General features: G+C 75.0%; 23 protein-coding genes. 13 read left to right on the top strand and 10 right to left on the bottom strand.

From position 1 onward, the window contains the following. Window positions 1-96: 96 nt before the first annotated feature. The 3 genes from msrA to ACTJIY_RS19310 all read left to right on the top strand — a co-directional run bounded on the left by msrA (window position 97) and on the right by ACTJIY_RS19310 (window position 2,650). Complete coding sequence (gene msrA, locus ACTJIY_RS19320; protein WP_253053037.1) at window positions 97-777, top strand: peptide-methionine (S)-S-oxide reductase MsrA; 681 nt, start codon at window positions 97-99, stop codon at window positions 775-777. A gap of 132 nt (window positions 778-909) precedes the next feature. Next, window positions 910-1,746, top strand: coding sequence for an aldo/keto reductase (locus tag ACTJIY_RS19315; RefSeq protein ID WP_253053035.1), 837 nt, complete (start codon window positions 910-912; stop codon window positions 1,744-1,746). 52 nt (window positions 1,747-1,798) lie between these two features. After that, window positions 1,799-2,650: a CPBP family glutamic-type intramembrane protease gene (locus tag ACTJIY_RS19310; protein WP_439159171.1), complete on the top strand. Its 852-nt coding sequence runs from the start codon at window positions 1,799-1,801 to the stop codon at window positions 2,648-2,650. A 19-nt stretch (window positions 2,651-2,669) separates the two neighbouring features. On the opposite strand, the gene ACTJIY_RS19305 is transcribed toward ACTJIY_RS19310, so the two are convergent. The 4 genes from ACTJIY_RS19305 to ACTJIY_RS19290 form a co-directional block, all read right to left on the bottom strand. Further along, a complete protein-coding gene (locus ACTJIY_RS19305) occupies window positions 2,670-3,521 on the bottom strand; it encodes a phosphatase PAP2 family protein (RefSeq protein WP_440675187.1) in 852 nt (283 codons plus the stop codon). A gap of 164 nt (window positions 3,522-3,685) precedes the next feature. Further along, window positions 3,686-4,342 (bottom strand): SRPBCC family protein, encoded by a 657-nt coding sequence (locus tag ACTJIY_RS19300; protein WP_440675186.1) that lies wholly within the window; start codon window positions 4,340-4,342, stop codon window positions 3,686-3,688. Continuing rightward, complete coding sequence (locus ACTJIY_RS19295; RefSeq protein WP_253053027.1) at window positions 4,339-4,725, bottom strand: ArsR/SmtB family transcription factor; 387 nt, start codon at window positions 4,723-4,725, stop codon at window positions 4,339-4,341. Before ACTJIY_RS19295 ends, ACTJIY_RS19300 begins: the two co-directional genes overlap by 4 nt. Window positions 4,726-4,828: 103 nt before the next feature. Beyond that, window positions 4,829-5,713 carry a LysR substrate-binding domain-containing protein gene (locus ACTJIY_RS19290; RefSeq protein WP_440675185.1) on the bottom strand — a complete coding sequence of 295 codons (885 nt, stop codon included), beginning with the start codon at window positions 5,711-5,713 and terminating at the stop codon, window positions 4,829-4,831. 54 nt (window positions 5,714-5,767) lie between these two features. Between ACTJIY_RS19290 and ACTJIY_RS19285 the strand changes: the two genes are divergently transcribed. Then, window positions 5,768-6,148, top strand: a complete 381-nt coding sequence (locus ACTJIY_RS19285; RefSeq protein WP_047232055.1) for a DUF5997 family protein — start codon at window positions 5,768-5,770, stop codon at window positions 6,146-6,148. Between the two features lie 4 nt (window positions 6,149-6,152). Here the strand turns inward: ACTJIY_RS19285 and ACTJIY_RS19280 are convergent, their stop codons facing one another. Both ACTJIY_RS19280 and ACTJIY_RS19275 read right to left on the bottom strand, forming a co-directional pair. Beyond that, window positions 6,153-6,524, bottom strand: a complete 372-nt coding sequence (locus ACTJIY_RS19280) for a SelT/SelW/SelH family protein (RefSeq protein ID WP_253053025.1) — start codon at window positions 6,522-6,524, stop codon at window positions 6,153-6,155. Window positions 6,525-6,554: 30 nt separating this feature from the next. Further along, window positions 6,555-7,949 carry a DUF2252 domain-containing protein gene (locus ACTJIY_RS19275; protein WP_253053023.1) on the bottom strand — a complete coding sequence of 465 codons (1,395 nt, stop codon included), beginning with the start codon at window positions 7,947-7,949 and terminating at the stop codon, window positions 6,555-6,557. A 156-nt stretch (window positions 7,950-8,105) separates the two neighbouring features. Here ACTJIY_RS19275 and ACTJIY_RS19270 point away from each other — a divergent pair, with 156 nt between their 5' ends. Further along, on the top strand, window positions 8,106-9,320 hold the full coding sequence (locus ACTJIY_RS19270; protein WP_440675184.1) for a class I SAM-dependent methyltransferase: 1,215 nt from the start codon (window positions 8,106-8,108) through the stop codon (window positions 9,318-9,320). A gap of 65 nt (window positions 9,321-9,385) precedes the next feature. On the opposite strand, the gene ACTJIY_RS19265 is transcribed toward ACTJIY_RS19270, so the two are convergent. Beyond that, window positions 9,386-9,796 carry an FKBP-type peptidyl-prolyl cis-trans isomerase gene (locus ACTJIY_RS19265; protein ID WP_047232052.1) on the bottom strand — a complete coding sequence of 137 codons (411 nt, stop codon included), beginning with the start codon at window positions 9,794-9,796 and terminating at the stop codon, window positions 9,386-9,388. Between the two features lie 138 nt (window positions 9,797-9,934). On the opposite strand from ACTJIY_RS19265, the gene ACTJIY_RS19260 reads away from it, so the two are divergent. The 3 genes from ACTJIY_RS19260 (at window position 9,935) to ACTJIY_RS19250 (ending at window position 12,179) form a co-directional block, all read left to right on the top strand. Further along, entirely contained in the window at window positions 9,935-10,828 is an 894-nt protein-coding gene (locus tag ACTJIY_RS19260; protein WP_440675183.1) for an alpha/beta fold hydrolase, read from the top strand. Then, window positions 10,821-11,411 (top strand): TetR/AcrR family transcriptional regulator, encoded by a 591-nt coding sequence (locus tag ACTJIY_RS19255; RefSeq protein WP_440675182.1) that lies wholly within the window; start codon window positions 10,821-10,823, stop codon window positions 11,409-11,411. The genes ACTJIY_RS19260 and ACTJIY_RS19255 overlap by 8 nt, the downstream gene beginning before the upstream one ends. Before the next feature lie 69 nt (window positions 11,412-11,480). Next, window positions 11,481-12,179 carry a hypothetical protein gene (locus tag ACTJIY_RS19250; protein ID WP_439159165.1) on the top strand — a complete coding sequence of 233 codons (699 nt, stop codon included), beginning with the start codon at window positions 11,481-11,483 and terminating at the stop codon, window positions 12,177-12,179. A 101-nt stretch (window positions 12,180-12,280) separates the two neighbouring features. Here ACTJIY_RS19250 and ACTJIY_RS19245 read toward each other — a convergent pair whose 3' ends face one another. Beyond that, window positions 12,281-13,690, bottom strand: a complete 1,410-nt coding sequence (locus ACTJIY_RS19245) for a cystathionine beta-synthase (protein WP_353708629.1) — start codon at window positions 13,688-13,690, stop codon at window positions 12,281-12,283. A 125-nt stretch (window positions 13,691-13,815) separates the two neighbouring features. On the opposite strand from ACTJIY_RS19245, the gene ACTJIY_RS19240 reads away from it, so the two are divergent. After that, complete coding sequence (locus ACTJIY_RS19240) at window positions 13,816-14,517, top strand: DUF5701 family protein (protein ID WP_253053011.1); 702 nt, start codon at window positions 13,816-13,818, stop codon at window positions 14,515-14,517. A gap of 82 nt (window positions 14,518-14,599) precedes the next feature. On the opposite strand, the gene ACTJIY_RS19235 is transcribed toward ACTJIY_RS19240, so the two are convergent. After that, window positions 14,600-15,118, bottom strand: a complete 519-nt coding sequence (locus ACTJIY_RS19235; RefSeq protein ID WP_253053009.1) for a hypothetical protein — start codon at window positions 15,116-15,118, stop codon at window positions 14,600-14,602. A gap of 2 nt (window positions 15,119-15,120) precedes the next feature. Then, window positions 15,121-16,014, bottom strand: a complete 894-nt coding sequence (locus ACTJIY_RS19230; RefSeq protein ID WP_253053007.1) for a Bax inhibitor-1/YccA family protein — start codon at window positions 16,012-16,014, stop codon at window positions 15,121-15,123. Between the two features lie 388 nt (window positions 16,015-16,402). Between ACTJIY_RS19230 and ACTJIY_RS19225 the strand changes: the two genes are divergently transcribed. From ACTJIY_RS19225 to ACTJIY_RS19210, 4 genes are read left to right on the top strand one after another with little or no spacing between them, the layout of a single operon-like run. Beyond that, the gene (locus ACTJIY_RS19225; RefSeq protein ID WP_253053005.1) at window positions 16,403-17,392 is read left to right on the top strand and encodes an ABC transporter ATP-binding protein; all 990 of its coding nucleotides are present in this window, start codon (window positions 16,403-16,405) and stop codon (window positions 17,390-17,392) included. Beyond that, window positions 17,389-18,261: an ABC transporter permease subunit gene (locus ACTJIY_RS19220; RefSeq protein WP_440675181.1), complete on the top strand. Its 873-nt coding sequence runs from the start codon at window positions 17,389-17,391 to the stop codon at window positions 18,259-18,261. The genes ACTJIY_RS19225 and ACTJIY_RS19220 overlap by 4 nt, the downstream gene beginning before the upstream one ends. Beyond that, entirely contained in the window at window positions 18,258-19,757 is a 1,500-nt protein-coding gene (locus tag ACTJIY_RS19215; RefSeq protein ID WP_253053001.1) for an ATP-binding protein, read from the top strand. Before ACTJIY_RS19220 ends, ACTJIY_RS19215 begins: the two co-directional genes overlap by 4 nt. Continuing rightward, complete coding sequence (locus ACTJIY_RS19210; protein WP_047232044.1) at window positions 19,754-20,455, top strand: response regulator; 702 nt, start codon at window positions 19,754-19,756, stop codon at window positions 20,453-20,455. The genes ACTJIY_RS19215 and ACTJIY_RS19210 overlap by 4 nt, the downstream gene beginning before the upstream one ends. The last annotated feature ends 860 nt before the right edge of the window (window positions 20,456-21,315 follow it).

Below are 21,315 nucleotides of genomic sequence, written 5' to 3'. Positions count from 1 at the left end.
CGGAACACCCGCCGCCCCCACGGCGTTCTACCCCGTGCCAGGACGATGCGTCGTGGGCCAGCGCCCCGGTCGTCCGGGTCCTTCAGGAGGTAAGCGATGAACTCGATCTTCGACGCGATCTTCGGCTCGTCCGGCAAGACGACGATGGTCGCCCCCGAGGACGCGCTGCCCGGGCGCCAGTCGCCCGTGCTGCAGGCACCGCGTCCCCACACCGTGCTCGGCACCTCGATCACCGGCCCGTGGCCGGAGGGCACGCGCGTGCTCTACCTGGCGATGGGCTGCTTCTGGGGCGCCGAGGAGATCTTCTGGCAGGTCCCGGGGGTGGTGAGCACCGCCGTCGGCTACATGGGCGGCACGACGCCGAACCCGACCTACGAGGAGGCGTGCACCGCGCGCACGGGCCACACCGAGACGGCGCTCGTCGCGTACGACCCGACGAAGGTCTCCGAGGAGGAGCTCCTCAAGATCTTCTGGGAGCGCCACGACCCGACGCAGGGCTACCGCCAGGGCAACGACGTCGGCACCCAGTACCGGTCCGCCGTGTACTGGACGACGCCGGAGCAGGAGCAGGCGGTCCGCGACACCGCGGCGCGCTACTCCGCGGTGCTCGAGGCCAAGGGCTACGACCCGGTGACGACCGAGATGCGCCCCGCGGCCGAGGCCGGCCCGTTCTACTACGCCGAGGACTACCACCAGCAGTACTTGAGCCCCGCCAAGAACCCGAACGGCTACCGCTGCCACGCGACCACGGGCGTCCCGTTCCCGAGCGCCGCGTAGCGCCCGCCGAGACGTGAGTCGTGGCCCCTGATCCCCCGTGGATCGGGGCCACTTCTCGCTTCTCGCCCGAGGGTCCCGGCGCCCGGTCCCGTCGGGGTGCGTGCCGCGCCCGGCCCGACGCAGGATGGGCCCATGACGATCCCCACCCTCAGCGCCCCGGACGGCACGACGATCCCCGCGATCGGCTTCGGCACCTACAGGCTGGGCGGCGAGGAGGGTGCGGACTCGATCGCCCGCGCGATCGACGCGGGCTACCGGCTGATCGACTCGGCGTTCAGCTACGAGAACGAGGGCGCGGTCGGCGCCGCGGTGCGACGCGCGGACGTCCCGCGCGACGACGTGCTCGTCACGTCCAAGCTCCCCGGCCGCCACCAGGCCCACGACGACGCCGTCCGCACCGTCGAGGAGTCGCTGTTCCGGACCGGCCTCGACCGGATCGACCTGTACCTGATCCACTGGCCGAACCCGCGCGTCGGGAGGTACGTCGAGGCGTACGAGGCGCTGGTCGAGTGCCGCGAGCGCGGGCTGGTCCGCCACGTGGGGGTGTCGAACTTCCTGCCCGAGCACCTCGACGCGGTGATCGCCGCGACGGGCGTGACCCCGCTCGTGAACCAGGTCGAGCTGCACCCGTACTTCCCGCAGGCAGCGCAGCGGGCCGCCGACGCCGAGCGCGGGGTCGTCACCGAGGCGTGGAGCCCGATCGGTCGTGCGAACGACCTCCTGCGCGACCCCGTCGTCACGGCGGTGGCCGCCGCGCACGGGGTCTCGCCCGTCCAGGCGATCCTGCGCTGGCACGTGCAGCTCGGCGTCGTGCCGCTGCCCAAGGCGTCGTCGCCCGAGCGCCAGCGCGAGAACCTCGACGTCTTCTCGTTCGAGCTCACGACCCACGAGATGAACGCCCTCACGGGCCTCGCCCGGCCCGACGGGCGCACGAACGACCAGGACCCGGCGGTGTACGAGGAGCTCTGACTCCCGCGGCGCGGCACGTGCCCCGCGCCGCCGGTCGTGGCACCGTGTGCGGGTGACGTCCCCCGCCCTCGCCCCGGTGCCCGACGCCGCCCGACCGCCCTGGGCGGTCGGCTCGCCGCTGCGGCTGCTCGCCGCGGTGCTGGTCTCCGGCTCCGCGGTGCTGCTGTTCGCGGTGCACGTGCGCCCGCTCGGGTACGTGCCGCTCGTGCTCGGCGTGGCGCTCGGGCTCGCCGTGGACCGCCGCCTCGGGCGCGACCTCGCGCTGGTCGGCACCGGCATGGCGATCATCTCGACGATCTCGCTCGAGGCCGACCTGTCGGACGCGGGGATGGTGCGCTTCGCCGTCGTGCTGTCCCTCGCCGTGCTCGTCCCGTGGGCGCTCTCGCGGTTCGCGTTCCGCGAGGACGTCGTCCGGTTCCCCGTCGCCACCGGGCGGCGCTGGACCCGGGGGCAGATCGTCTACCTCGTCGTGGTCGTCGTCGCGGGCTACCTGATCCTGCCGTTCTACTTCATCGGCTCGGGCGCGTACCTCAACTGGCCGGAGATCACGGGCGGGCAGGAGATCGCCCGGCTGTTCGTCGGCGTCAACGCGGTGGGGATCTGGGACGAGCTGTTCTTCGTGTGCGTCGTGTTCGCGCTGTACCGCGAGCACTTCGGCCTGTGGACGGCGAACCTGCTCCAGGCGGCCGTCTTCGTGTCGTTCCTGTGGGAGCTCGGGTACCGCGAGTGGGGTCCGCTCCTCACCGTCCCGTTCGCCCTGGTCCAGGGCTGGATCTTCTCCTGGAGCAAGTCGCTCACCTACGTGGTGGCCGTCCACCTGCTCTTCGACGTCGTGGTGTTCGCCGTGCTCGTGCACGCCCACCACCCGGAGCTGTTCGACGTGTTCGTCACCGCGCCACGCTGACGGTGCCGCCCGAGCCGGTTCAGGACGGTCGCGCCAGCAGGACCCGACGGACCCCGTCCACGCGGCACGCCGCGGTGACCGCGACCGTCGCCGGGCCGGCGAGGACCGTCACCGTCGCGACGACGACGGCGATCCCGACGGCCGCGCCCGCGACGACGTCGTGCGGGAAGTGCACCCCCTGGGCGACCCGCGCGGACGCGACGGCGACGGCGAGCGCCACGGGGAGCACGACCCACAGCGCGACGCGGCGCAGCGGCGACCGGTAGGCGTGCCGGGCGGGCACCGCCCCCGGGACGCGCACGGCGGGCGCACCCGCGAGGACGACCGCCGTCGCGAGGGCGAACGCGATGGCGGTGTGGTTGCTGGGGAACGACCAGTCCCCCGCCGCCGGGCAGTGCGCGACCTCCACGAGCTCCCAGCACCCTCGCGGCTGGCGGACGAGCGACTTCACGGCCTCGCTCGCGGCGTAGGCGACGACGGCGCCCGCTCCGGCGACGAGCGTCGTCCCGACGGCGGACGCCCCCGCACGGCGCGACCGCCACGCGACGACCGCGCACAGGCCGAGGAGGACGAGGACCCCGCCCTCCGCGACGAGCTCGGACCCCGGGAGATCGGCGGTCCGTGCCGTGATCGCGAGGTAGAGCGCCTCGCTCGGCCCGCGCAGGAGCCGTGCGACCAGCACCACGAGCGCTGCTCCGACCAGCCACGACACCGCGACGAGGACCTGACCGGCGGCCCGGTTCGACGCGTCCGCGGACGGCTCCGGCAGCGGGCGCGACGCCGTTCCCGGCACCGTGCCGGACGTGGTGCCGAGGGGTGCGGCGGGGCGGTCGAGCAGGGTGGAGGTACGGGACGAATCGGGCGGGGTCATCGCACGAGGGTATGCCGGGTGAACGACAGGTGAACATCCGCCCCACGGGGGATGTCCGCCATCGGCCCTCCCCCCAGGGCCGGACACTCGCGCGACGACTCCGAGACACGATCGCACGTGCGTGAGGCACGCTCACGACCGGCCCCGCGCGCGTGCGACCCGGTTCAGCTCGGCTCGGGGGCGTCGTCGGCGGGGACGTAGAAGGCCGTCGTGGCGGCGACGCGCGCCGCGACCTCGTCCGCGCCCAGCCCGTCCGCGGCCGCGAGCGCCGTGCCCCATGCCGCGCTGCTCGCGACGTTGAACGCCCGCAGCTCGGGGCTCGCGAGGACCTGCTCGGGGTCGAGCGGCCCGGCGCCGTCGAGGTGCAGCGCCAGGCCCAGCAGCGCGCCGTCCCAGCCGACGCCGACCGCCCCCGGCCCGTACACGTCCCACATCTCCGGCGGCACGACGGCGGTGTGCTCGAGCGTGAGGGTCGTGCCGCCGTCGGGCGCGGGCGCGAGGCGGAGCTCGACGACCGACGAGTCCTCCGGCGTCGGCGGGCCCATGACCCAGGTGAGCCGGAGGAGGGTCGGCGCGTCGCACGCGCGGATCTCGCCGCCCGCGTTGCCCTCGACCTGGTACGTGCCGCCGACGCGGAAGTCGCCCGTGACGGGCAGGAACCAGCGCGGGATGCGCTCGGGGTCGGTGACGGCGTCCCACACGTCCTCGACGTCGGCCGGGTAGGTCCGCTCGATCGTGAGGACGCGGGCCTCGCCCGCAGGGAGCGTCCCCGTCCCGACGGAGCGCCGCGCGGCCTCGAGCTCGGCGGTGAAGTCCTTCATGCTGTCCTCCTGGTGGTGTCGGTCGGGCGTCCGGCGTCCTCGTCGGCGGCCGCGGCGCGGCGCCGCTCGCGGGCACCGCGAGCGAGCTCGGTGCCGAGCGCGTCGAGCCGCTGCTCCCAGAACCGGCGCAGGCCCGCGGCCCAGTCCTCGACCTCGTCGAGCGCCGCGGGGTCGAGCGCGTAGAGGCGCCGGGTCCCCTCGGGCCGCACGGTCGCGAAGCCGCTCGTGCGCAGCACCTTGAGGTGCTGGGACACGGCGGGCTGGCTGATCCCGAACTCCTCGCCCACGAGCGCGGCGAGCTCCCCCGCCGGTCGCTCGCCGCGGGCGAGGTGCTCGAGGATCCGCCGCCGGACCGGGTCGCCGAGGACGTCGAACGCTTCCATGACACCCATGTTTCACCTGGTGCTTATATAAGTCAAGGCCGATCTAAGCGTCCAGGAACGTCAGCGCGCTCCCGGCGCCCGGCCGGCGAGCCCGGTGCGGACCTCACCGGTGCTTTCCGCCGCGCCACCGGGCGTCGCGCCCCTTCTGGCCGCCGCCGCGACCCGGCTTCCCCCCGCCGGAACGCCCGCGCGCCGACGCGCCGCGCCCTCCCCCGCGACCGACCTGTCCACGGGTTCCACCGCGGCCCGCGCCACGGGGAGCCTCCGGCTCCGCGGCGGCCGCCTCGGCACGACGGCCGCGCGAGCTGTTGACCGTGCGGCCTCGCACGATGCCGACCATCTCCTCGACCAGCTCGTCGTCCCGGTCCGCGACCCACGCGAGCGCGACCGGGGCGGTCGGCGCGTCGTCGAGGCGCCGGTACGTCACGTCCTTGCGGTGGTGCAGGCGCGCGAGCGACTGCGGCACGACCGCCACCCCCACGTTCGCCGCGACGAGCACGACGGCGTCGCCCGTCGTCGCCGGACGCTCGACGGCCGGCGTGCCCGGGGGCTCCGGGGCGTCGTCCGCGGCGCCGGGCTCGCCCGCCCACGGCACGACGTCGTCGAGCGGTCGCAGCAGCACGTCGTCGGCGAGGTCGGCGAGGGCGACGGGCTCGTCGGGCTCGAGCGCGGCGAGCAGGTGGTCGCGCGAGACGAGCACGACCGGCGCCTCGTCGTAGAGCCGGATCGCGCTGAGGACGTCGCGGTCGACCGGCAGACGGAGGATCGCGGCGTCCGCCTCGTCGTCGCGTAGCGCGCGCTCGGCATCGCGCGCCTCGACGGCGACGAGGTCGAGCGGCACGTCGGCGAGGCGCTCGCGCCACGTGCGCACCCACTTCGCCGGCGTCGCGCCCGGCACGTACGCGAGGCGGAACCGCCGCACCGCACCGCCGTCGCCGGGGGTCGCGCCGTTCGTCACCTCGGGGGCCGTGCCCGCGTCGTCGTCCACCCGACCAGCCTAGGCGCGCCGCCGATGCCCGACCGGCCGACTACCCTGGAGCCCATGACCCCCAAGCAGTCCGCGCAGACCATGAAGCCCGCCACCGCGGCGAAGAAGCTCGGGGTGTACCTGCCCGCCACGCCGCCGGAGTTCCAGGAGGGCACGATCACGCGGGCCCAGCTCGAGGAGCTCGAGAAGAACCCGCCGGAGTGGCTCGCCGACCTGCGCCGCAACGGCCCCCACCCTCGCCCCGTCGTCGCGGGTCGCCTGGGCGTCTCCATCTCCGGCCTCACGCGCGGCGGCCTCACGGAGCCGCTGACGACGGAGGAGATCGACGCCCTGCGCCAGGACCCGCCGGCGTGGCTCGCGACCGAGCGCGAGGTGCAGAAGAAGGTCCGCGCCGAGGAGGAGCGGCTCGCCGCCGCCCGCGCCAAGAAGGGCTGAGCCCTCAGCCCTCGCCGGACCCTGACCGGGCGGCGGCCCGGTCCGTGTGGCCGAGCGCGAGGTCCGGCGCGACGGCGTCCCGCACGCGCCGCTTGAGGTCCGGGATCTCGGGGAACCCGCCGTCGGCCTTGCGGTCCCAGAGGAGCACGGGTCCGTCGCCGGCGTCGAGCGTGACGCGGAAGACGCCGTCCGTCCCCGGCACCAGGGCGACCTCGCCGAGCCGCGTGCGGAACGTCTGCAGCAGCTCCTGAGCGACCCACGCGGCCCGCAGGAGCCACCGGCACTGCGTGCAGTACTCCACCGCGACGCGTGCGGTCCCGCGCGGCGGGTCGGCGGTGGGAGCCTCGGGTCCGGGGAGCCCGGCGTCGTCCGTCATGGCGCCCAGCCTACGGTCGCGCGGCCCGCCTCAGGCGTCCCGCTCGGCGGGCAGGCGGCCGCTCGCGACGGCGGCCTCGAGCGCGGCGTAGTCGCTCTCGACGACGTCCGCGTACGCGCGCGACCAGCGCGCGATGGCGTCGTCGAACGCGTCGGAGCGGCCGAGGTACCCGGAGGCCACCCGCGTGCCGGGCGACTGGCTGTGCGCACGGGCGAGCACGCGCCCGCACAGCTCGCCGTACCGCACGAACTGGTTGGCAGAGAGCCGGTCGAGCTCGACCGACCCCTTCATGTCGCGGAACTGCCGCCAGAAGAAGTCGACGCGCGGGCGGCCCGTGCGCGCGGGCGCCTCGACCGTGATCCAGCCCAGGAACGGGTCCGACTGCGCCTGGAGGATCCGCTGGGCGGCCACGACCCGGCGGCCCTGGGCGGGCACCTTCCCGGCCGGCACCAGGCCCGACGGCAGCGCGTCGACCATCCCCCCGTAGGTCGCGAGGACGGAGGTCGTCGCCTCCTTCACCTGGAGGACGAGCGGCTCGCCCGCCGGCCCCTCGAGCAGCACGATGTAGCAGCGGGTCCCCACGCTGCCCACGCCGACGACCCGCAGCACGTAGTCGACGACCGTGAACTGGCTCAGCAGCAGGCGGACGTCGGCGCGCAGCGGCTCGCGGTACGCCTCGAACAGCGCGGTCAGCTCGTCGAGGGTCGCCGTCGTGACGTGCTGGGTGACGGGCGGCTGGTCGACGATCCGCGTCCGCCCGTCCTCGGTCTGCCCGGTGATCTTCTGGACCACCTGCTCCGACGTGCGTCGACGCGCCTTCTTCAGGGTGCGCTGCAGCTCCTGCCGCCCCTCCTTGAGCAGCAGCGGCTCGATGAGGTCGGTGTCGATCTGGAACGAGAAGCGGTCGAGGGCGCTGCGCGCGAACGCCTCGGCGAGCGTCTCGCGGTAGCCCCGCACCGCGCTGCGCGCCGCGTCGGCGCAGTCCGCCTCGGACAGCCCCTTGTCGCGCCCGCCGACGTACATGCTCGCGGCGAGCCGCTTGACGTCCCACTCCCACGGCGCGTCCGACGCCTCGTCGAAGTCGTTGAGGTCGAACAGGACCCGGCGCTCGGGCGACGCGAACAGGCCGAAGTTGGAGACGTGCGCGTCGCCGCACGCCACGACGTGCACACCGGTACGCGGGCCGTCGCGCAGGTCGTGGGCCATCGTGGCCGCCGTGCCGCGGTAGAACGCGAACGGCGACTCCAGCATCCGCCCGATCCGGAGCGGGACGAGGTCCTGCAGCCGGTCGCGGTTCTGCTCCTCGATGACGGCGACCGGGTCGCGCTCGGGGAGCAGGAGCGCCCCCTGCGTGCGGCGCGGCACCCGGTCGCGCAGGGCGCGGCCCGCGGCGCGGGACTCGGCCAGGGTTCGCGGGACGTCCACGGGTGCCTCCTCGCTGTCCGGGAACCGCACAGTAGCGCGCGCCGCACGGCACGGCGACAGGACGACGACCCCGAGCCGCAGCGCGACGGCGCGACCGCGGCGGCGCGGCGGCGCGGGCCGGGGCGGGATGCTCGCACCGTCGGGGAGACTGGTCCGGTGACGACCTCGCCGCCCGACCTCGCCGCGCTGCTCGCGCGCCTGCGCACCGACGACACCGGCCCGGCCCGCGAGGACGCGCCGGTCGCCGTCGACCCCGTGGACCGCCTGCTGCTCGACCTCCTGGTCGAGGACGCGCCGTGGCTGGCGAGCGCCGGCCGGGAGTCGGTGGCGGTCGTCGACGACCGGTACGGGGCCCTCACGCTGGGGGCCGCGCTGCTCGCCGCGCCGTCGACCGCCACGGGACCGACGCCGGGCCGCGGGCGGGTGCGTGTCCACCAGGACGCGTGCACCGCGGAGGCGGCCCTCGACGCGAACGCGACCGCGGTGGGCATGGAGGGGGCGGTCGTGCACCGCGCCCTGGGCCCCGACCTGCTGTCCGGGGCGCGCGTCGTGCTGCTGCGCCTCCCTCGCAGCCTCGCGGCGCTCCGCGACGTCGCGGAGCACGTCGCGCGCGAGGCCCGCCCGGACGTGGTGCTGCTGGCGGGCGGACGCGTCAAGCACATGACCCGCGCGATGAACGACGTCCTCGCCGAGTCGTTCGTCGATGTGCGGGCGAGCCTCGCGCGCGGGAAGTCGCGCGCGCTCGTCGCGTCGTCCCCGCGCCCCGCGCGCGGCGGGTTCACCTCTCCCGTGACGGCCGAGCTGCCCGACCTCGGGCTGCGGGTCGTCGCGTTCGGGGCGGCCTTCGCGGGGGCCGGCCTCGACCTCGGGACGCGGTTCCTGCTCGAGCAGCTCGACGCCGCGGGCCCGGACGGACGGGCGCCCGGCGGGACGGGTCCGCGCGACGTCGTCGACCTCGGCTGCGGGACGGGCGTGCTCGCCACGTGGGCGGCACGGCGCTGGCCGGGGGCGCACGTCGTCGCGGCGGACCGCTCCGACGCGGCGGTGCGGTCGGCGGCGCTCACGGCGCGCGCGAACGGGGTCGGCGACCGCGTGCGCACGGTGCGCGACGACGCCGGCGCGACGCTCGCCGAGGCGAGCGCCGACGTCGTGCTGCTCAACCCGCCGTTCCACGACGGCGCCGCCCTGCGCACCGACGCGGCGCACCGCATGTTCGCGACGGCGGGGCGGGTCCTGCGCCCGGGCGGCGAGCTGTGGTGCGTGTGGAACTCGCACCTGCGCTACCGGCCGGCGCTGGAGCGCACGGTCGGGCCGACCACCCAGGTCGCGCGCGGCCCGCGCTTCACCGTGACCCGCTCCACGCGCCCCTGAGTACTGGGTGTTCGTCGTCGGGACGGCTCCGCGGCGACGAACACCCCGCACTCAGCGGGCAGGTGTCACTGGACGTCGACGACGTCCACGACGAAGACGAGCGTGTCCGTGCCCGCGATGCCGGCCTGCGGCACACCGCGCTGGCCGTACCCGTGCTCCGGCGGGATCGAGAGCAGCACGCGCGAGCCGACGTTCTGGCCGACGAGGCCCTTGTCCCAGCCGCCGATCACGGCGCCGACGCCGATCGGGAAGGCGATCGTGTCGCCGCGGTCGTACGAGTTGTCGAACACGTGCCCGCCCCACGTCTGGCCGAGGTAGTGCACGACGATGTTGCGCCCCGACGTGACGGCCGGGCCGTCGCCCTCGCTGAGCACGACGACCTGCAGACCGCTGGGCGCGTCCGTCTCCGGGAAGGTCAGCGTCGGCTTGTCGCCGAACGATCCGGAGGCGGTGGGAAGGGTGGGCTGGTCGGTCACGAGGGTGCCTCTCGTCGGGTGCAGGAAGCCCGCGCGGACGCGGGTCTCCCCACCCTACGCGGGGTCGCCCCGGCGCGACGGGGACGACCACGACCCGAGCCCTTGCAGCCACTGGCTAATGGTATTAGCCTCAGGGCTATGAACACGAGCCAGCGACCAGCCGTGCACCACCTCGCCCGGGCCGAGGGGCGTCTCGCCTACACCGACGCGGGCACCGGCCCCCTCGTCGTCGCGTCGCCCGGCATGGGCGACCTGCGCGCCACCTACGACGACGTCGCCCCGCACCTCGTGGCCGCGGGCTACCGCGTGGTCCTCGTGGACCTGCGCGGCCACGGCGACAGCGACACCACGTTCTCCACCCACGGCGACGAGGCGACGGCGTCCGACTACCTCGCGCTCGTCGAGCACCTGGACGCGGGCCCCGCCGTCCTGCTGGGGAGCTCCATGGCGGCGTCGGCCGCCGTGGTCGCCGCGGCCGAGCGCCCCGACCTCGTGCGCGGGCTCGTCCTCCTCGACGGGTTCCTGCGCGAGCCGTCGTCGCCCGCGAAGCTCCGCGCGATGCGCGTCCTCTACCGCCTCGCGCTCGCCCGCCCGTGGGGGGCCGCGTTCTGGGCGTCGTTCTACGGGTCGCTGAACAAGGGCCGCACGCCCGCGCGCCTCGCGGCGCACCAGGCCGCGATCCGCGCCAACCTCGCCGAGCCGGGGCGCCTGCGCTCCTTCCGGGACCTGACCCTCCAGCTCGACCACCGCGTCGTCGAGCCCCGCGTCGCGCAGGTCCGGGCGCCCGCGCTCGCGATCTTCGGAGCGCTCGACCCCGACTACGCCGACCCGGCAGCCGAGGCCGCGTGGGCTCAGGAGTCGCTCGGCGCGACGACCCTCGTGCTGCCCGAGGTGGGCCACTACCCCCAGCTCCAGGCGCCCGAGGAGGTCGTGGCCGCGACGCTCGCGTTCCTCGCGGACCTGCCGGACGACGCCGCGCGCCCGGGCGCGCGGCGCGGAGAGTCGCAGGGGTCGGAGGGCACCCGTGGCTAGGGCGGGGCTCTCGCACGCGGCGGTCGTGCGGATCGCCGTCGACCTCGTGGACGCGGGCGGCCCGACCGGGTTCGCCGACCTCACGCTCGCGAAGGTCGCCGCGCAGGCGGGCGTCGCGACGCCGAGCCTCTACAAGCACGTCGGGTCGCTCGCGGCCCTGCGGCGCGAGGTCGCGGTCGTGTCCGTCGAGGACTACACGCGCGCCCTCACCGACGCGACCGTCGGCCTCGCCGGGCCCGACGCCGTCGCGGCCCTCGCGCGCGCGACCCGCCGCTACGCGCGCGCCCACCCGGGCCGGTACGCCGCGGTCCAGGTCGCGCCCGACCCGGACGACCCCGCCGACGCCACGCTCTCCGCGGCGGCCGGCCGCAGCGTCCAGGTCGTCGCCGCCGTGCTGCGCGGGTTCGACCTCCCCGAGGAGCGCACGATCGACGCGATCCGGTCCGTGCGCGCGAGCCTGCACGGGTTCGTCTCGCTCGAGCTCGGCGGCGGCTACCGGCTGCCCGACGACCTCGACCGCAGCTTCGACCTCCACGTCCGCTCGGTGCTCGCCGGCCTCGAGTCGCTCTCCGGCGGCTCCTGACGCCCCGCGCCGCAGACCGGCCCCGGCGAAGTCGCCCATCCGTCCAGCGCAACCACCCCGGAGGCTCCCGTGAGCTCGACCACCGCCACCGCGCCCGGCACGACCACGCCGTCGGCCTCGACCCGCACCCGACGCCTGACCGCCGCCGCGCTCGTCGCGGCGGGCGCCGGGTTCGTCCTGTTCCCCGTGCTGCGGCCGTGGCCGGACGAGGCGCGTCCGACCGCCGAGCTCGCGGCCGCGTTCGCGTCCGACCGCTGGGTCGTCGCGCACCTGTGCGGCATCCTCGCGATCGGACTGCTCGCGCCCGCTCTCCTGGGCCTGCGCTCGACCCTCGCCCCGGTCGCTCCGCGCCGCACGACCGCCCTGCTCGCGTCCGCGACCGGGCTGGCGTGGGCGGGAGGATTCCTCGCCGCGCTCTTCTTCGGCGCGGAGATGTTCGGCATCCAGGCGGTCGCCCGCGCCGCGACCGCCACGAGCGACCCCGCCGCGTCCGGGTTCCTCGCCGTCGCGACGGACCTGCGCACGGGACCGCTCGCGGTCACGCTCTTCGGTGCGGGGCTGCTCCTCCTGGCGGCGGGCGGCGCGCTGACCGCCGTCGCGCTCCGGCGCGTCGCGCGCTGGTGGCTCACCCTGCCGTTCGCCCTCGGCCTCGTCCTGCTGCTGCCGCAGTTCTGGGGCGGGCCGGGGCTGCGGGTCGCGCACGGCGTCCTGCTCGGCGCCGGTTGCGCGCTCCTCGCAGTCGTGGCGCTCCGCCAACCACGCCCCTGACCGCTCCCGAGAACGACCCCGATCGCTGCCGAGCACGACATGGGTGTCGTTATCCCACGGATAACGGCACCCATGTCGTGTTCGGCCAGTGCCGGGGAGCGTCAGCGGGCGGCGACGAAGCCCAGGAGGTCGTGCCGGGTGAGGACGCCAACCGGGTCGCCGTCCTCCACCACGAGGAGCGCGTCGGCGTCGTGCAGCGCGGCGCGCACCGCCTCGACGCCCTCGCCCGCGCCGATGAGCGGGAAGCGGGGCTCCATGTGCTGGTCGACGCGGTCGGCGAGCGAGGCGCGGCCCGAGAACACGGCGTCGAGCAGCTCCCGCTCGCTCACCGACCCCGCGACCTCGCCGCTCTTCACCGGCGGCTCGGCGCCCACGACGGGCATCTGGGAGACGCCGTACTCGCGCAGGATCTCGATGGCGTCGCGGACCGTCTCGCTCGGGTGCGTGTGCACGAGGTCGGGCAGACGTCCGTCCTTGGCGCGCAGCACGTCGCCCGCGGTCACACCCTCCTCGTCGGGCAGGAACCCGTAGGACCGCATCCACGCGTCGTTGAAGATCTTCGAGAGGTAGCCGCGCCCGCTGTCCGGCAGCAGGACGACGATCACGGCCCGCGCCGCCGCCTCCGGGTCCTCCTCCTCGAGCCGGCGCGCGAGCCGCAGCGTCGCCTCGACCGCCATGCCGCACGACCCGCCCACGAGCAGGCCCTCCTCGCGCGCGAGGCGCCGCGTCATCGCGAACGAGTCGGCGTCCGACACGGCGATGACCTCGTCGGGGACCGACGGGTCGTACGCGGCCGGCCAGAAGTCCTCGCCCACGCCCTCGACGAGGTACGGCCGCCCGTCGCCCCCGGAGTACACCGAGCCCGCCGGGTCGGCGCCCACGACGCGCACGCGACCGCCGTCGGCCTCCGCGCGGTCCGCCGAGACGTCCTTGAGGTAGCGCCCGGTGCCCGTGATGGTGCCGCCCGTGCCGACGCCCGCGACGAAGTGGGTCACGCGGCCGTCGGTGTCCGCCCAGACCTCGGGGCCGGTGGACTCGTAGTGCGACGCCGGGCCGTTCGGGTTCGCGTACTGGTTCGGCTTCCACGCGCCCGGGATCTCGCGGACCAGCCGGTCGGAGACCGAGTAGTAGGAGTCCGGGTGGTCGGGCGCGACGGCGGTCGGCGTCACGACGACGCGCGCGCCGTACGCGCGCAGCACGTCGCGCTTGTCCTGGCTCACCTTGTCGGGGCACACGAACACGCAGTCGTACCCCTTGCGCTGCGCGACGAGCGCGAGGCCGACGCCCGTGTTGCCGGACGTGGGCTCGACGATCGTGCCGCCCGGGGCCAGCTCGCCCGACGCCTCCGCGGCCTCGACCATCTTCAGCGCGATGCGGTCCTTCACCGAGCCGCCGGGGTTCACGTACTCGACCTTGGCGAGGATCGTCGCGCTGAGGCCTTCGGTGACACGGGACAGCCGGACGAGCGGGGTACCGCCGACGAGCTCGGACACGTGCTCTGCGTATCTCATGCCCCGATCATCCCCGATCCGCGCGGTACGCGTACGTCGTGCGGCCCTCCGGCAGCACGACGGCGGGAATTTCCGTACGGTGTACAGCGTTGAGCCCTCCGACCGCCCCGACCGAGAGGTGACCTGTGCCCGAGACGACCACCGCCGCCCCGCAGCCGACCGCCCCCGCGACGACGCTCCCCGACCTGCCCGACGTCGTCGCCCAGGCCGAGCGCCTCGTCGCGCTCGGCGTCCATGAGATCGCCGGCCTGACGCCCGACGCGTTCCGCACCGCCGCGGCCGGTCTCGCTGCCACCGCACCCGCCGGGGCGCTGCTCGTCGTCGACCGGAGGCTCGCGCCGCCGTCGGCCCTCGCACCCCTGCTGCGGCTCCCGGCGCGCGACGGCGAGAAGGAGGGCTTCGTCGTCGTCGACATGACGGACGTCGACCGGTTCGCGCCGATCGACGGCGTCGAGGTCCCCGACGGCCCGCTCTACCTCGTAGCCGGTCCGGACCGCGGCGACGACCTGGCGAACTGGTCGCCGGACGAGGCGCTGCCCGAGCTCACGGCCCGCGGGCGCACGCCCATGCTGCTGCACGAGGGCATCCACTGGGCGCTCCAGGCCCCGAGCGTCCTCACGCGCAACCTCTGCTACATGACCATCGGGTCGCGCCTGCGCAAGCCCGACGGCCGCCTCGACGCCCGCACCCCGGCGCTGTGGATCTCGAACGGCACGGGCCGCGACGGTCGCGAGCGGCGCGGCGCCCCGAAGGTCGGCTGGTGCTGGGCGGGCAACCGCCACACCTGGCTCGGCTTCGCCTCGACGACGGGCCGCCTCCCCGCCTGACGCAGCCTGCGCGTGTGAGCAGGGAATGGGCCCGGTTCTCGGTCGAGAACCGGGCCCATTCCCTGCCCACGACGACGGGCGCTCAGCCGAAGAAGCCCAGGAGGGCGACGAGGACCACGACGACGCCGAGCACGACGACGAGGAGCGGCCGGTCGGACGCCTCGCGCGCGGTGAGGCGACCCAGCCCGGCCCCGATCGCGGCCGTGACACCGACGACGGCGGCCGCGCCCGCGACCAGCGCTCCCCCGCCGCTCGCGCCGGCGTCGGCGAGCTGCCGCGCGAGGCCGCCGGCGAGCAGCGACCCCCACAGCGCGCCCGCGACGAGGCCGAGCGCGGCGAACACCAGCGCGGCCCGGCGCTCGGACGCGTCGCGCGTGATCCGGGTGCCGAGCCAGGCCACCGCGGCGCCCGCGGTCGGGACGCTGAGCAGGATGAGGAGCGCCGCGAACGCGAGCCACGCGGGCGGGGCGCCGGAGACGACCATGTAGAGGACCTGGACGCCGAGCATCGCCGCCGCGGCGACGACGAGGCCGGCGAGAAAGACCGGCACCCGCGGCGGGAGGTCCGCCGCGGGTGCCGGTTCACGGGTGCTGCGCGCCACCGTCAGTCGCTGCTCTGCAGGATCGCGAAGAGGCGCAGGAACTCGAGGTAGAGCCAGATCAGCGTGACGAGCAGGCCGAACGCCGCCGACCACGCGAACTTGGCGGGCACGCCGCCCTCGACACCGCGCTTGATCGAGTCGAAGTCGACGATGAGCGACGCGGCGGCCAGGCCGACCCCGAGGAGGCTGGCGATGATGCCCCAGCCGCTGTACAGGCCCCAGCCGCCCAGGACGCCCGTCATGATGAGGACGACGTTCACCAGCGAGAAGACCAGGTAGCCGACCATCGCGATGAGCAGCCAGCGCATGAACTTCGGCGTGACGCGCACGCGGCCGGACTTGAACAGGAACAGGGCGGCGGCGAACGTCGCGACCGTGGCCACGACGGCCGACGGCACGACGCCGTTCCACGCCGTCTCGTAGAAGCGGCTGATGCCGCCGAGGAACAGGCCCTGCGCGACCGTGTACAGCACGATGAGCGCGGGGCTCGGGTTCCGCTTGAACGAGTTCACCAGGCCGAGCACGAGGCCGACGACCGCACCGACGATCCACAGCGCCGGCATCTGCGGCGTGACCATCCACGAGCCCGCACCGACCACGACGAGGAGGGCGAGCAGACCGCCCGTCTTCATGATGACGTCGTCGTAGGTCAGGCGCTTGGTGTCCGCGGTCGTCGCCGACGGCGCGTTGTACATCGCGTCGAGCGACGCGGCGTCGGCGGTCTGGGCGCCGTACGCGCCCCACTGCGCACCCTGCTGCGGCGGCGTGCCGTAGGCGGGGCCCTGGCCCTGCGGGGGCGGGCTCCCGTAGGCGGGTCCGGCCTGCGTGGCCGCCCCACCGCGCTGGTTCTTCGGATCCCCGAAGACCGCGCTGTTGTTGAAGACGGGGTTGCTCATGAGCTCCTCCTGGTCGCGGCGTCCACTACCTCTCAGCGGGCCTCGTCATCGGCGTCTCGCCTCGAGTCGGGTGTCGCTGGCCTGTGTTCATCCTAGGGAACGTGCGAGCCGTGGCCACTGTTCCCGCCGGTTTCTCACCGGTTTTCGCCCCTGCGAGCGCGAAGTCCCGACCAGCGGACCATCCCGCGCGGCGTGACGTACGCCGCGCGGCGTACGTCGCCCGGCCCACGCCCCGGGCAAGATACGTCGCACGGGGGCTGTCCGACGTCGTCCACGTCCCTAGGCTCGTGACGTACCTCGCGGTGAGGCCCCCGGTCGGACCCGGTGCGACCCCCGCCCGCGAGCACCAGAACCATCCCGGACGAACGACCCTCGGAGGGGCGAAGTCATGATCGAAGCACGCGGCCTGACCAAGCGGTACGGGCCCAAGACCGCGGTGGACGGCATCTCGTTCACCGTGCGTCCCGGGACCGTCACCGGCTTCCTCGGCCCCAACGGCGCCGGCAAGTCCACGACCATGCGCATGATCATGGGTCTGGACCGCCCGACCGCGGGGCACGTCACCGTCAACGGGCGCCCGTACGCGCAGCACCGCTCCCCCCTCACCGAGGTGGGCGCGCTGCTCGACGCCAAGGCCGTCCACACCGGGCGCACCGCCTACAACCACCTCCTCGCGATGGCCGCGACGCACGGCATCCCCACCAAGCGCGTGGACGAGGTCATCGACATGACCGGCCTGCAGTCGGTCGCGAAGAAGCGCGTCGGCGGCTTCTCGCTCGGCATGGGCCAGCGCCTGGGCATCGCGTCCGCGCTGCTCGGCGACCCCAAGACGCTCATCCTCGACGAGCCGGTCAACGGCCTCGACCCCGAGGGCGTCCTGTGGGTGCGCAACCTCGCCCGGTACCTCGCGTCGGAGGGCCGCACGGTCTTCCTGTCGAGCCACCTCATGAGCGAGGTCGCCCTCACGGCGGACCACATCATCGTCATCGGCAAGGGCCGCATCATCGCGGACGCCCCGGTGAGCGACATCGTCAACGGCACCCAGCAGCGCACGGTCCGCGTCCGCACGCCGCACGCCACGCAGCTCGCCGAGATCCTCACGAGCGACGGCGCGACCGTCACGAGCGACGAGCCGAGCCTGCTCGTGGTCACCGGCGCGGACGCGCCCGGGATCGGCGAGCTCGCCGCCGCGAAGGGCTTCGTCCTGCACGAGCTCACGCCCGTCACGTCGACGCTCGAGGACGCCTACATGGCCCTCACGGCCGACTCCGTCGAGTACCAGACCGAGTCCGCGCAGATCCACATCGGCCACGGCGCGGCGGGTGCGCCCGCGGACGCACCGGCCCCCACCGACTCCCTCGAAGGAGCGCAGCGATGAGCGCCACGACCCTCGCCCCGGGCGCCACCAGCCCGACGGCGTCCCGCACGTCCCCGTACCGCCTCACCTTCGGCCACGTGCTGCGCTCGGAGTGGATCAAGTTCCGCTCGCTGCGCTCCACGTGGTGGACGCTCGGCATCACCGTCGCGGTCATGGTGGGTTTCTCCCTCATGTTCGCGGCCGTCATGACCTCGATGGGCTCCGCGGGCGTCTCGCCCGAGGAGGCGGGGATGGGCTCGACCGACGGCGTCGGCGTCATGGTGATCACGGTCGGCTACTCGTTCGCCCAGCTCGCCGTCGCGGTGCTCGGCGCGCTCACCGTCACCGGCGAGTACTCCACGGGCATGATCCGCTCCACGCTCTCCGCCGTCCCGCGCCGCACGCCCGCGCTCGCGGCGAAGATGATCGTCGTGGGCATCGTCACGGCCGTCTCGACCGTCGTGGCCGTGGGGCTGTCCTACCTCGTCACCTACCCGATCCTGTCGGGCAAGGACATGACGGTCGACTTCTCGTCCGCCGACGACCAGCGCGCCCTGATCGGCGTCGTGCTGTACCTCACCGCCGTCGCGCTGTTCTCCGTCGCGGTCGGCGTCCTGCTCCGCAGCTCCGCGGGCGCGATCTTCACGCTCGTCGCCGTGTTCTTCGTCCTCTCGATGGTGCTCAACATCGTCATGGGCGTCACGGGGGCCGACTGGGTCCAGACCCTCATGAACTCGCTGCCCGCGTCCGCGGGCGAGCAGGTCGTGCTCGGCGGCGGGATGTCGTCCCCCGACGCGATCGGCCCGTGGCCCGGCTTCGCGGTCCTCGCCGGCTGGACCGCGGCGCTCACCGTCGCCGCGGCGGTCGTGCTCAAGCGCCGGGACGCGTGACCTCCCGGCCTACCACCCCGCCGACGCCGGACGAGCAGCCCGCTCGTCCGGCGTCGGCCGTGGCGCGCCCGGACGCCGTCTCGGCGAGCGCGCCGGGGACGGCGCCCCTGCCGATGCGGCCCGCGCCAGAGCCCTTCACCGAGCTCGACGCGCGGCGCCTCGGCCCGGTGCGCCGCTACTTCGCCCGCCGCCCGGTCGTCATGGACTGGGTCATCGTCGCGGTGTTCGTCGTGCCGGGCGTGCTCTACGCGCTCTTCGCGGAGCAGCCCCGCGGCTCGACCCCGCTGTCGCTCGTCTTCTTCCTCCTCGGCGGGGCGCTCCTGTACTGGCGCCGCCGCCGACCCGTCACCGTCGCGCTCGGCCTCACCGTCCTCGGCGTCCTCGCCATCGCGGTCACCGGCGACACCGCCGGCTTCGAGGTCGCGGCCATGTTCGCGGTCTACGCCGTCGCCGCCTCGCGGCCGTCGCGCATCGCGTGGCCGGTCCTCGCCATCGTCGTCCTCGCCCTGTCCGGCGCGACGCTCCTCTGGTACGACATCGTCACGACCGCCGACGGGGAGATCCTGCGCCAGAGCGTCGAGCCCGGCCGCGCGACCGTTGACCGCGTCGTCGGCATCCTCGTCACGACCATCCTCTGCCTGGTCGCCCTCGCGATCGGCACCAACGTGCGCGCCCGTCGGCAGCACGTGTCCGACCTCGTCGAGCGCGCCAACTCCATCGCGCGCGACCGCGACCAGCAGGCCCAGCTCGCCGCGGCCGCCGAGCGCACGCGCATCGCGCGCGAGATGCACGACGTCGTCGCGCACTCCCTCACGGTGATGGTCGCCCTCGCGGACGGCGCCAAGGCGTCGGGCCCCAAGAACCCCGAGCTCGCGGGGCACGCCCTCGACGAGCTCACCGCGACCGGGCGCGCCGCGCTCGCCGACATGCGGCGCGTGCTCGGCGTCCTGCGCGAGCCCGGCGGCGAGCAGACCGTGCCCCTCGCCCCGGCGCACGAGACGCCCGAGCTCGAGGAGATCGTCGAGCGCTTCCGGACCGCCGGTCTGCCCGTCCGGCTCGTGCGCTCCGGCCCGCAGCCGACGCCCGGGCCGGCGCTGCGCCAGACCGCGCACCGCATCGTCCAGGAGTCCCTGACGAACGTGCTGCGCTACGCGCCGCTGTCCCCCATGGTCCTCGTCGAGGTCTCCCGCCGCGCCGAGCCCGGCGCGGACTGGCTCGAGCTGCGGGTCGTCAACCAGGCGGGGCGCCGGCCCGGCGAGGGCGCGAGCGTCGACGAGCGCGGCCTCCCGCCGTCCGTCGCGGAGCAGCACCCGCCCGGCGTCCCGGTCGGGACGGGCCGCGGCGTCATCGGGATGCGGGAGAGGGCGGCCGTGTACGGCGGTACGGTGTCGGCGGGGCCGAGCGGGACCGGCTGGGAGGTGCGGGCGAGCCTGCGCCTCGACCTCGACCCCGGCCGGGAGACCGGCGCACGCGACGACGGACGGGAACGCACATGACGGACAGCGGCGCACCGACCCGGGTGCTGCTCGTCGACGACCAGGCGCTGCTGCGCATGGGCTTCCGCATGATCCTCGCCGCCGAGGACGACATCGAGGTCGTCGGCGAGGCCGGCGACGGCGAGACCGGGATCGCGCAGGCCGCCGCCCTGCGCCCCGACGTCGTGCTCATGGACGTCCGCATGCCCGGCACCAACGGCATCGAGGCGACCGAGCGCATCGTCGCGGCCCAGCCGGAGTCGCGGGTCATCATCCTCACGACGTTCGACCTCGACGAGTACGCGTTCGCCGCCCTGCGCGCCGGCGCGAGCGGGTTCCTGCTCAAGGACGCCAAGCCGGGCGAGCTCGTCGGGGCGATCCGCGCCGTCGCGAGCGGCGACGCCGCGGTGTCCCCGCGCATCACGCGCCGCATGCTCGAGATGTTCTCCGGGCAGCTCCCCCAGGACGGGACGGTCGCTCCCGCGCCGAGCCAGACCGGCCTGCACGACCCCCGCCTCGCCGAGCTCACGGCGCGCGAGCTCGAGGTCTTCGAGGCGCTCGGCGAGGGTCTGACGAACGCCGAGATCGCCGAGCGCTTCGTCCTGTCCGAGGCGACCGTCAAGACCCACGTCGGCCGCGTCCTCGGCAAGCTCGGGCTCCGCGACCGCGTCCAGGCCGTCGTCCTCGCCTACGAGACGGGCGTGGCCCGCCCCTCCTGAGGTCGTCCGCCCGCCGAGGTAGAGGAGTGGTCCGCCCAGGTAGAGCCCTGGTAGGCCGAGGTAGAAGCGTGGTCGGCCGAGGTAGAGGCGTGGTCAGCCCAGGTAGAGGCCTGGTTTCGTGCCCGACGGCGGTCTGGTCACCTTGGGTGGCGGGGTGGGTGGTGGTGCCGCGTCTACCATCCGCGCCGCTCGTTCCTCGCGTCGCTCCCGCCAGGCCCGCCACGACGCGGCACCACCACCCACCCCGCCCGGCGTCTTCTCGCCGTGGTCTTCGCTCACCTGGGCGAACTGCCCGCGGCGTCGTTCGCACACCTCGGGCGGCGACCCGCCGTGGCGGGCGACCGGCCGCCGTCGGGCTTCAGGTGCCCATGCCGGCCGGTAGCCCGGACGTGACGGGTGACCACGCGCCGTCTCGCCCGACCAGGCATCTCTGTCGGCGGACCGGACCCCTGCCTCGGCATACCACGCCTCTACGTCGGCGGACCACGCCTCTACCTCGGCGGGCCAGGGCCCGAGGTCGGCGGACCACGCCTCTACCTCGGCGGGCCAGGGCCCGAGGTCGGCTGACCACGCCTCTACCTCGACCGACCAGGGCTCTACCTCGGCAGGGCGGCTGCCAGGGGGCGGACGGTTCCGGGGGTTCGGGCGCGAGGGTGCGACAATCGCGACGTGTCCGCTGAGATCGACGCCAACCCGACCCCCGCCCCGCAGCACCCCGGGAACGGCTCGCGGCGGTCCGGCTCCCGCGCGACGTCGTCGCCGGAGGCGGAGCGCGCGGCCGCTCTCCGCGAGGCCGAACGGGCGGCCGCTCTCCGCGAGGCCGAACGGGCGGCCGACGCGGCCCGCACGGCGCTCGCCGA

The organism is Cellulosimicrobium sp. 22598, assembly GCF_052044445.1.
GTDB lineage: Bacteria > Actinomycetota > Actinomycetes > Actinomycetales > Cellulomonadaceae > Cellulosimicrobium > Cellulosimicrobium cellulans_G.
This window is presented reverse-complemented; position numbering and strand designations above follow the sequence as displayed.

Excerpts from the sequence above, each read along its gene's own strand:
- msrA (WP_253053037.1), top strand. The coding sequence starts at position 97 with ATGAACTCGATCTTCGACGCGATCTTCGGCTCGTCCGGCAAGACGACG.
- ACTJIY_RS19315 (WP_253053035.1), top strand. The coding sequence starts at position 910 with ATGACGATCCCCACCCTCAGCGCCCCGGACGGCACGACGATCCCCGCG.
- ACTJIY_RS19305 (WP_440675187.1), bottom strand. The coding sequence starts at position 3,521 with ATGACCCCGCCCGATTCGTCCCGTACCTCCACCCTGCTCGACCGCCCC.
- ACTJIY_RS19300 (WP_440675186.1), bottom strand. The coding sequence starts at position 4,342 with ATGAAGGACTTCACCGCCGAGCTCGAGGCCGCGCGGCGCTCCGTCGGG.
- ACTJIY_RS19295 (WP_253053027.1), bottom strand. The coding sequence starts at position 4,725 with ATGGAAGCGTTCGACGTCCTCGGCGACCCGGTCCGGCGGCGGATCCTC.
- ACTJIY_RS19285 (WP_047232055.1), top strand. The coding sequence starts at position 5,768 with ATGACCCCCAAGCAGTCCGCGCAGACCATGAAGCCCGCCACCGCGGCG.
- ACTJIY_RS19280 (WP_253053025.1), bottom strand. The coding sequence starts at position 6,524 with ATGACGGACGACGCCGGGCTCCCCGGACCCGAGGCTCCCACCGCCGAC.
- ACTJIY_RS19260 (WP_440675183.1), top strand. The coding sequence starts at position 9,935 with ATGAACACGAGCCAGCGACCAGCCGTGCACCACCTCGCCCGGGCCGAG.
- ACTJIY_RS19245 (WP_353708629.1), bottom strand. The coding sequence starts at position 13,690 with ATGAGATACGCAGAGCACGTGTCCGAGCTCGTCGGCGGTACCCCGCTC.
- ACTJIY_RS19230 (WP_253053007.1), bottom strand. The coding sequence starts at position 16,014 with ATGAGCAACCCCGTCTTCAACAACAGCGCGGTCTTCGGGGATCCGAAG.
- ACTJIY_RS19225 (WP_253053005.1), top strand. The coding sequence starts at position 16,403 with ATGATCGAAGCACGCGGCCTGACCAAGCGGTACGGGCCCAAGACCGCG.
- ACTJIY_RS19220 (WP_440675181.1), top strand. The coding sequence starts at position 17,389 with ATGAGCGCCACGACCCTCGCCCCGGGCGCCACCAGCCCGACGGCGTCC.
- ACTJIY_RS19210 (WP_047232044.1), top strand. The coding sequence starts at position 19,754 with ATGACGGACAGCGGCGCACCGACCCGGGTGCTGCTCGTCGACGACCAG.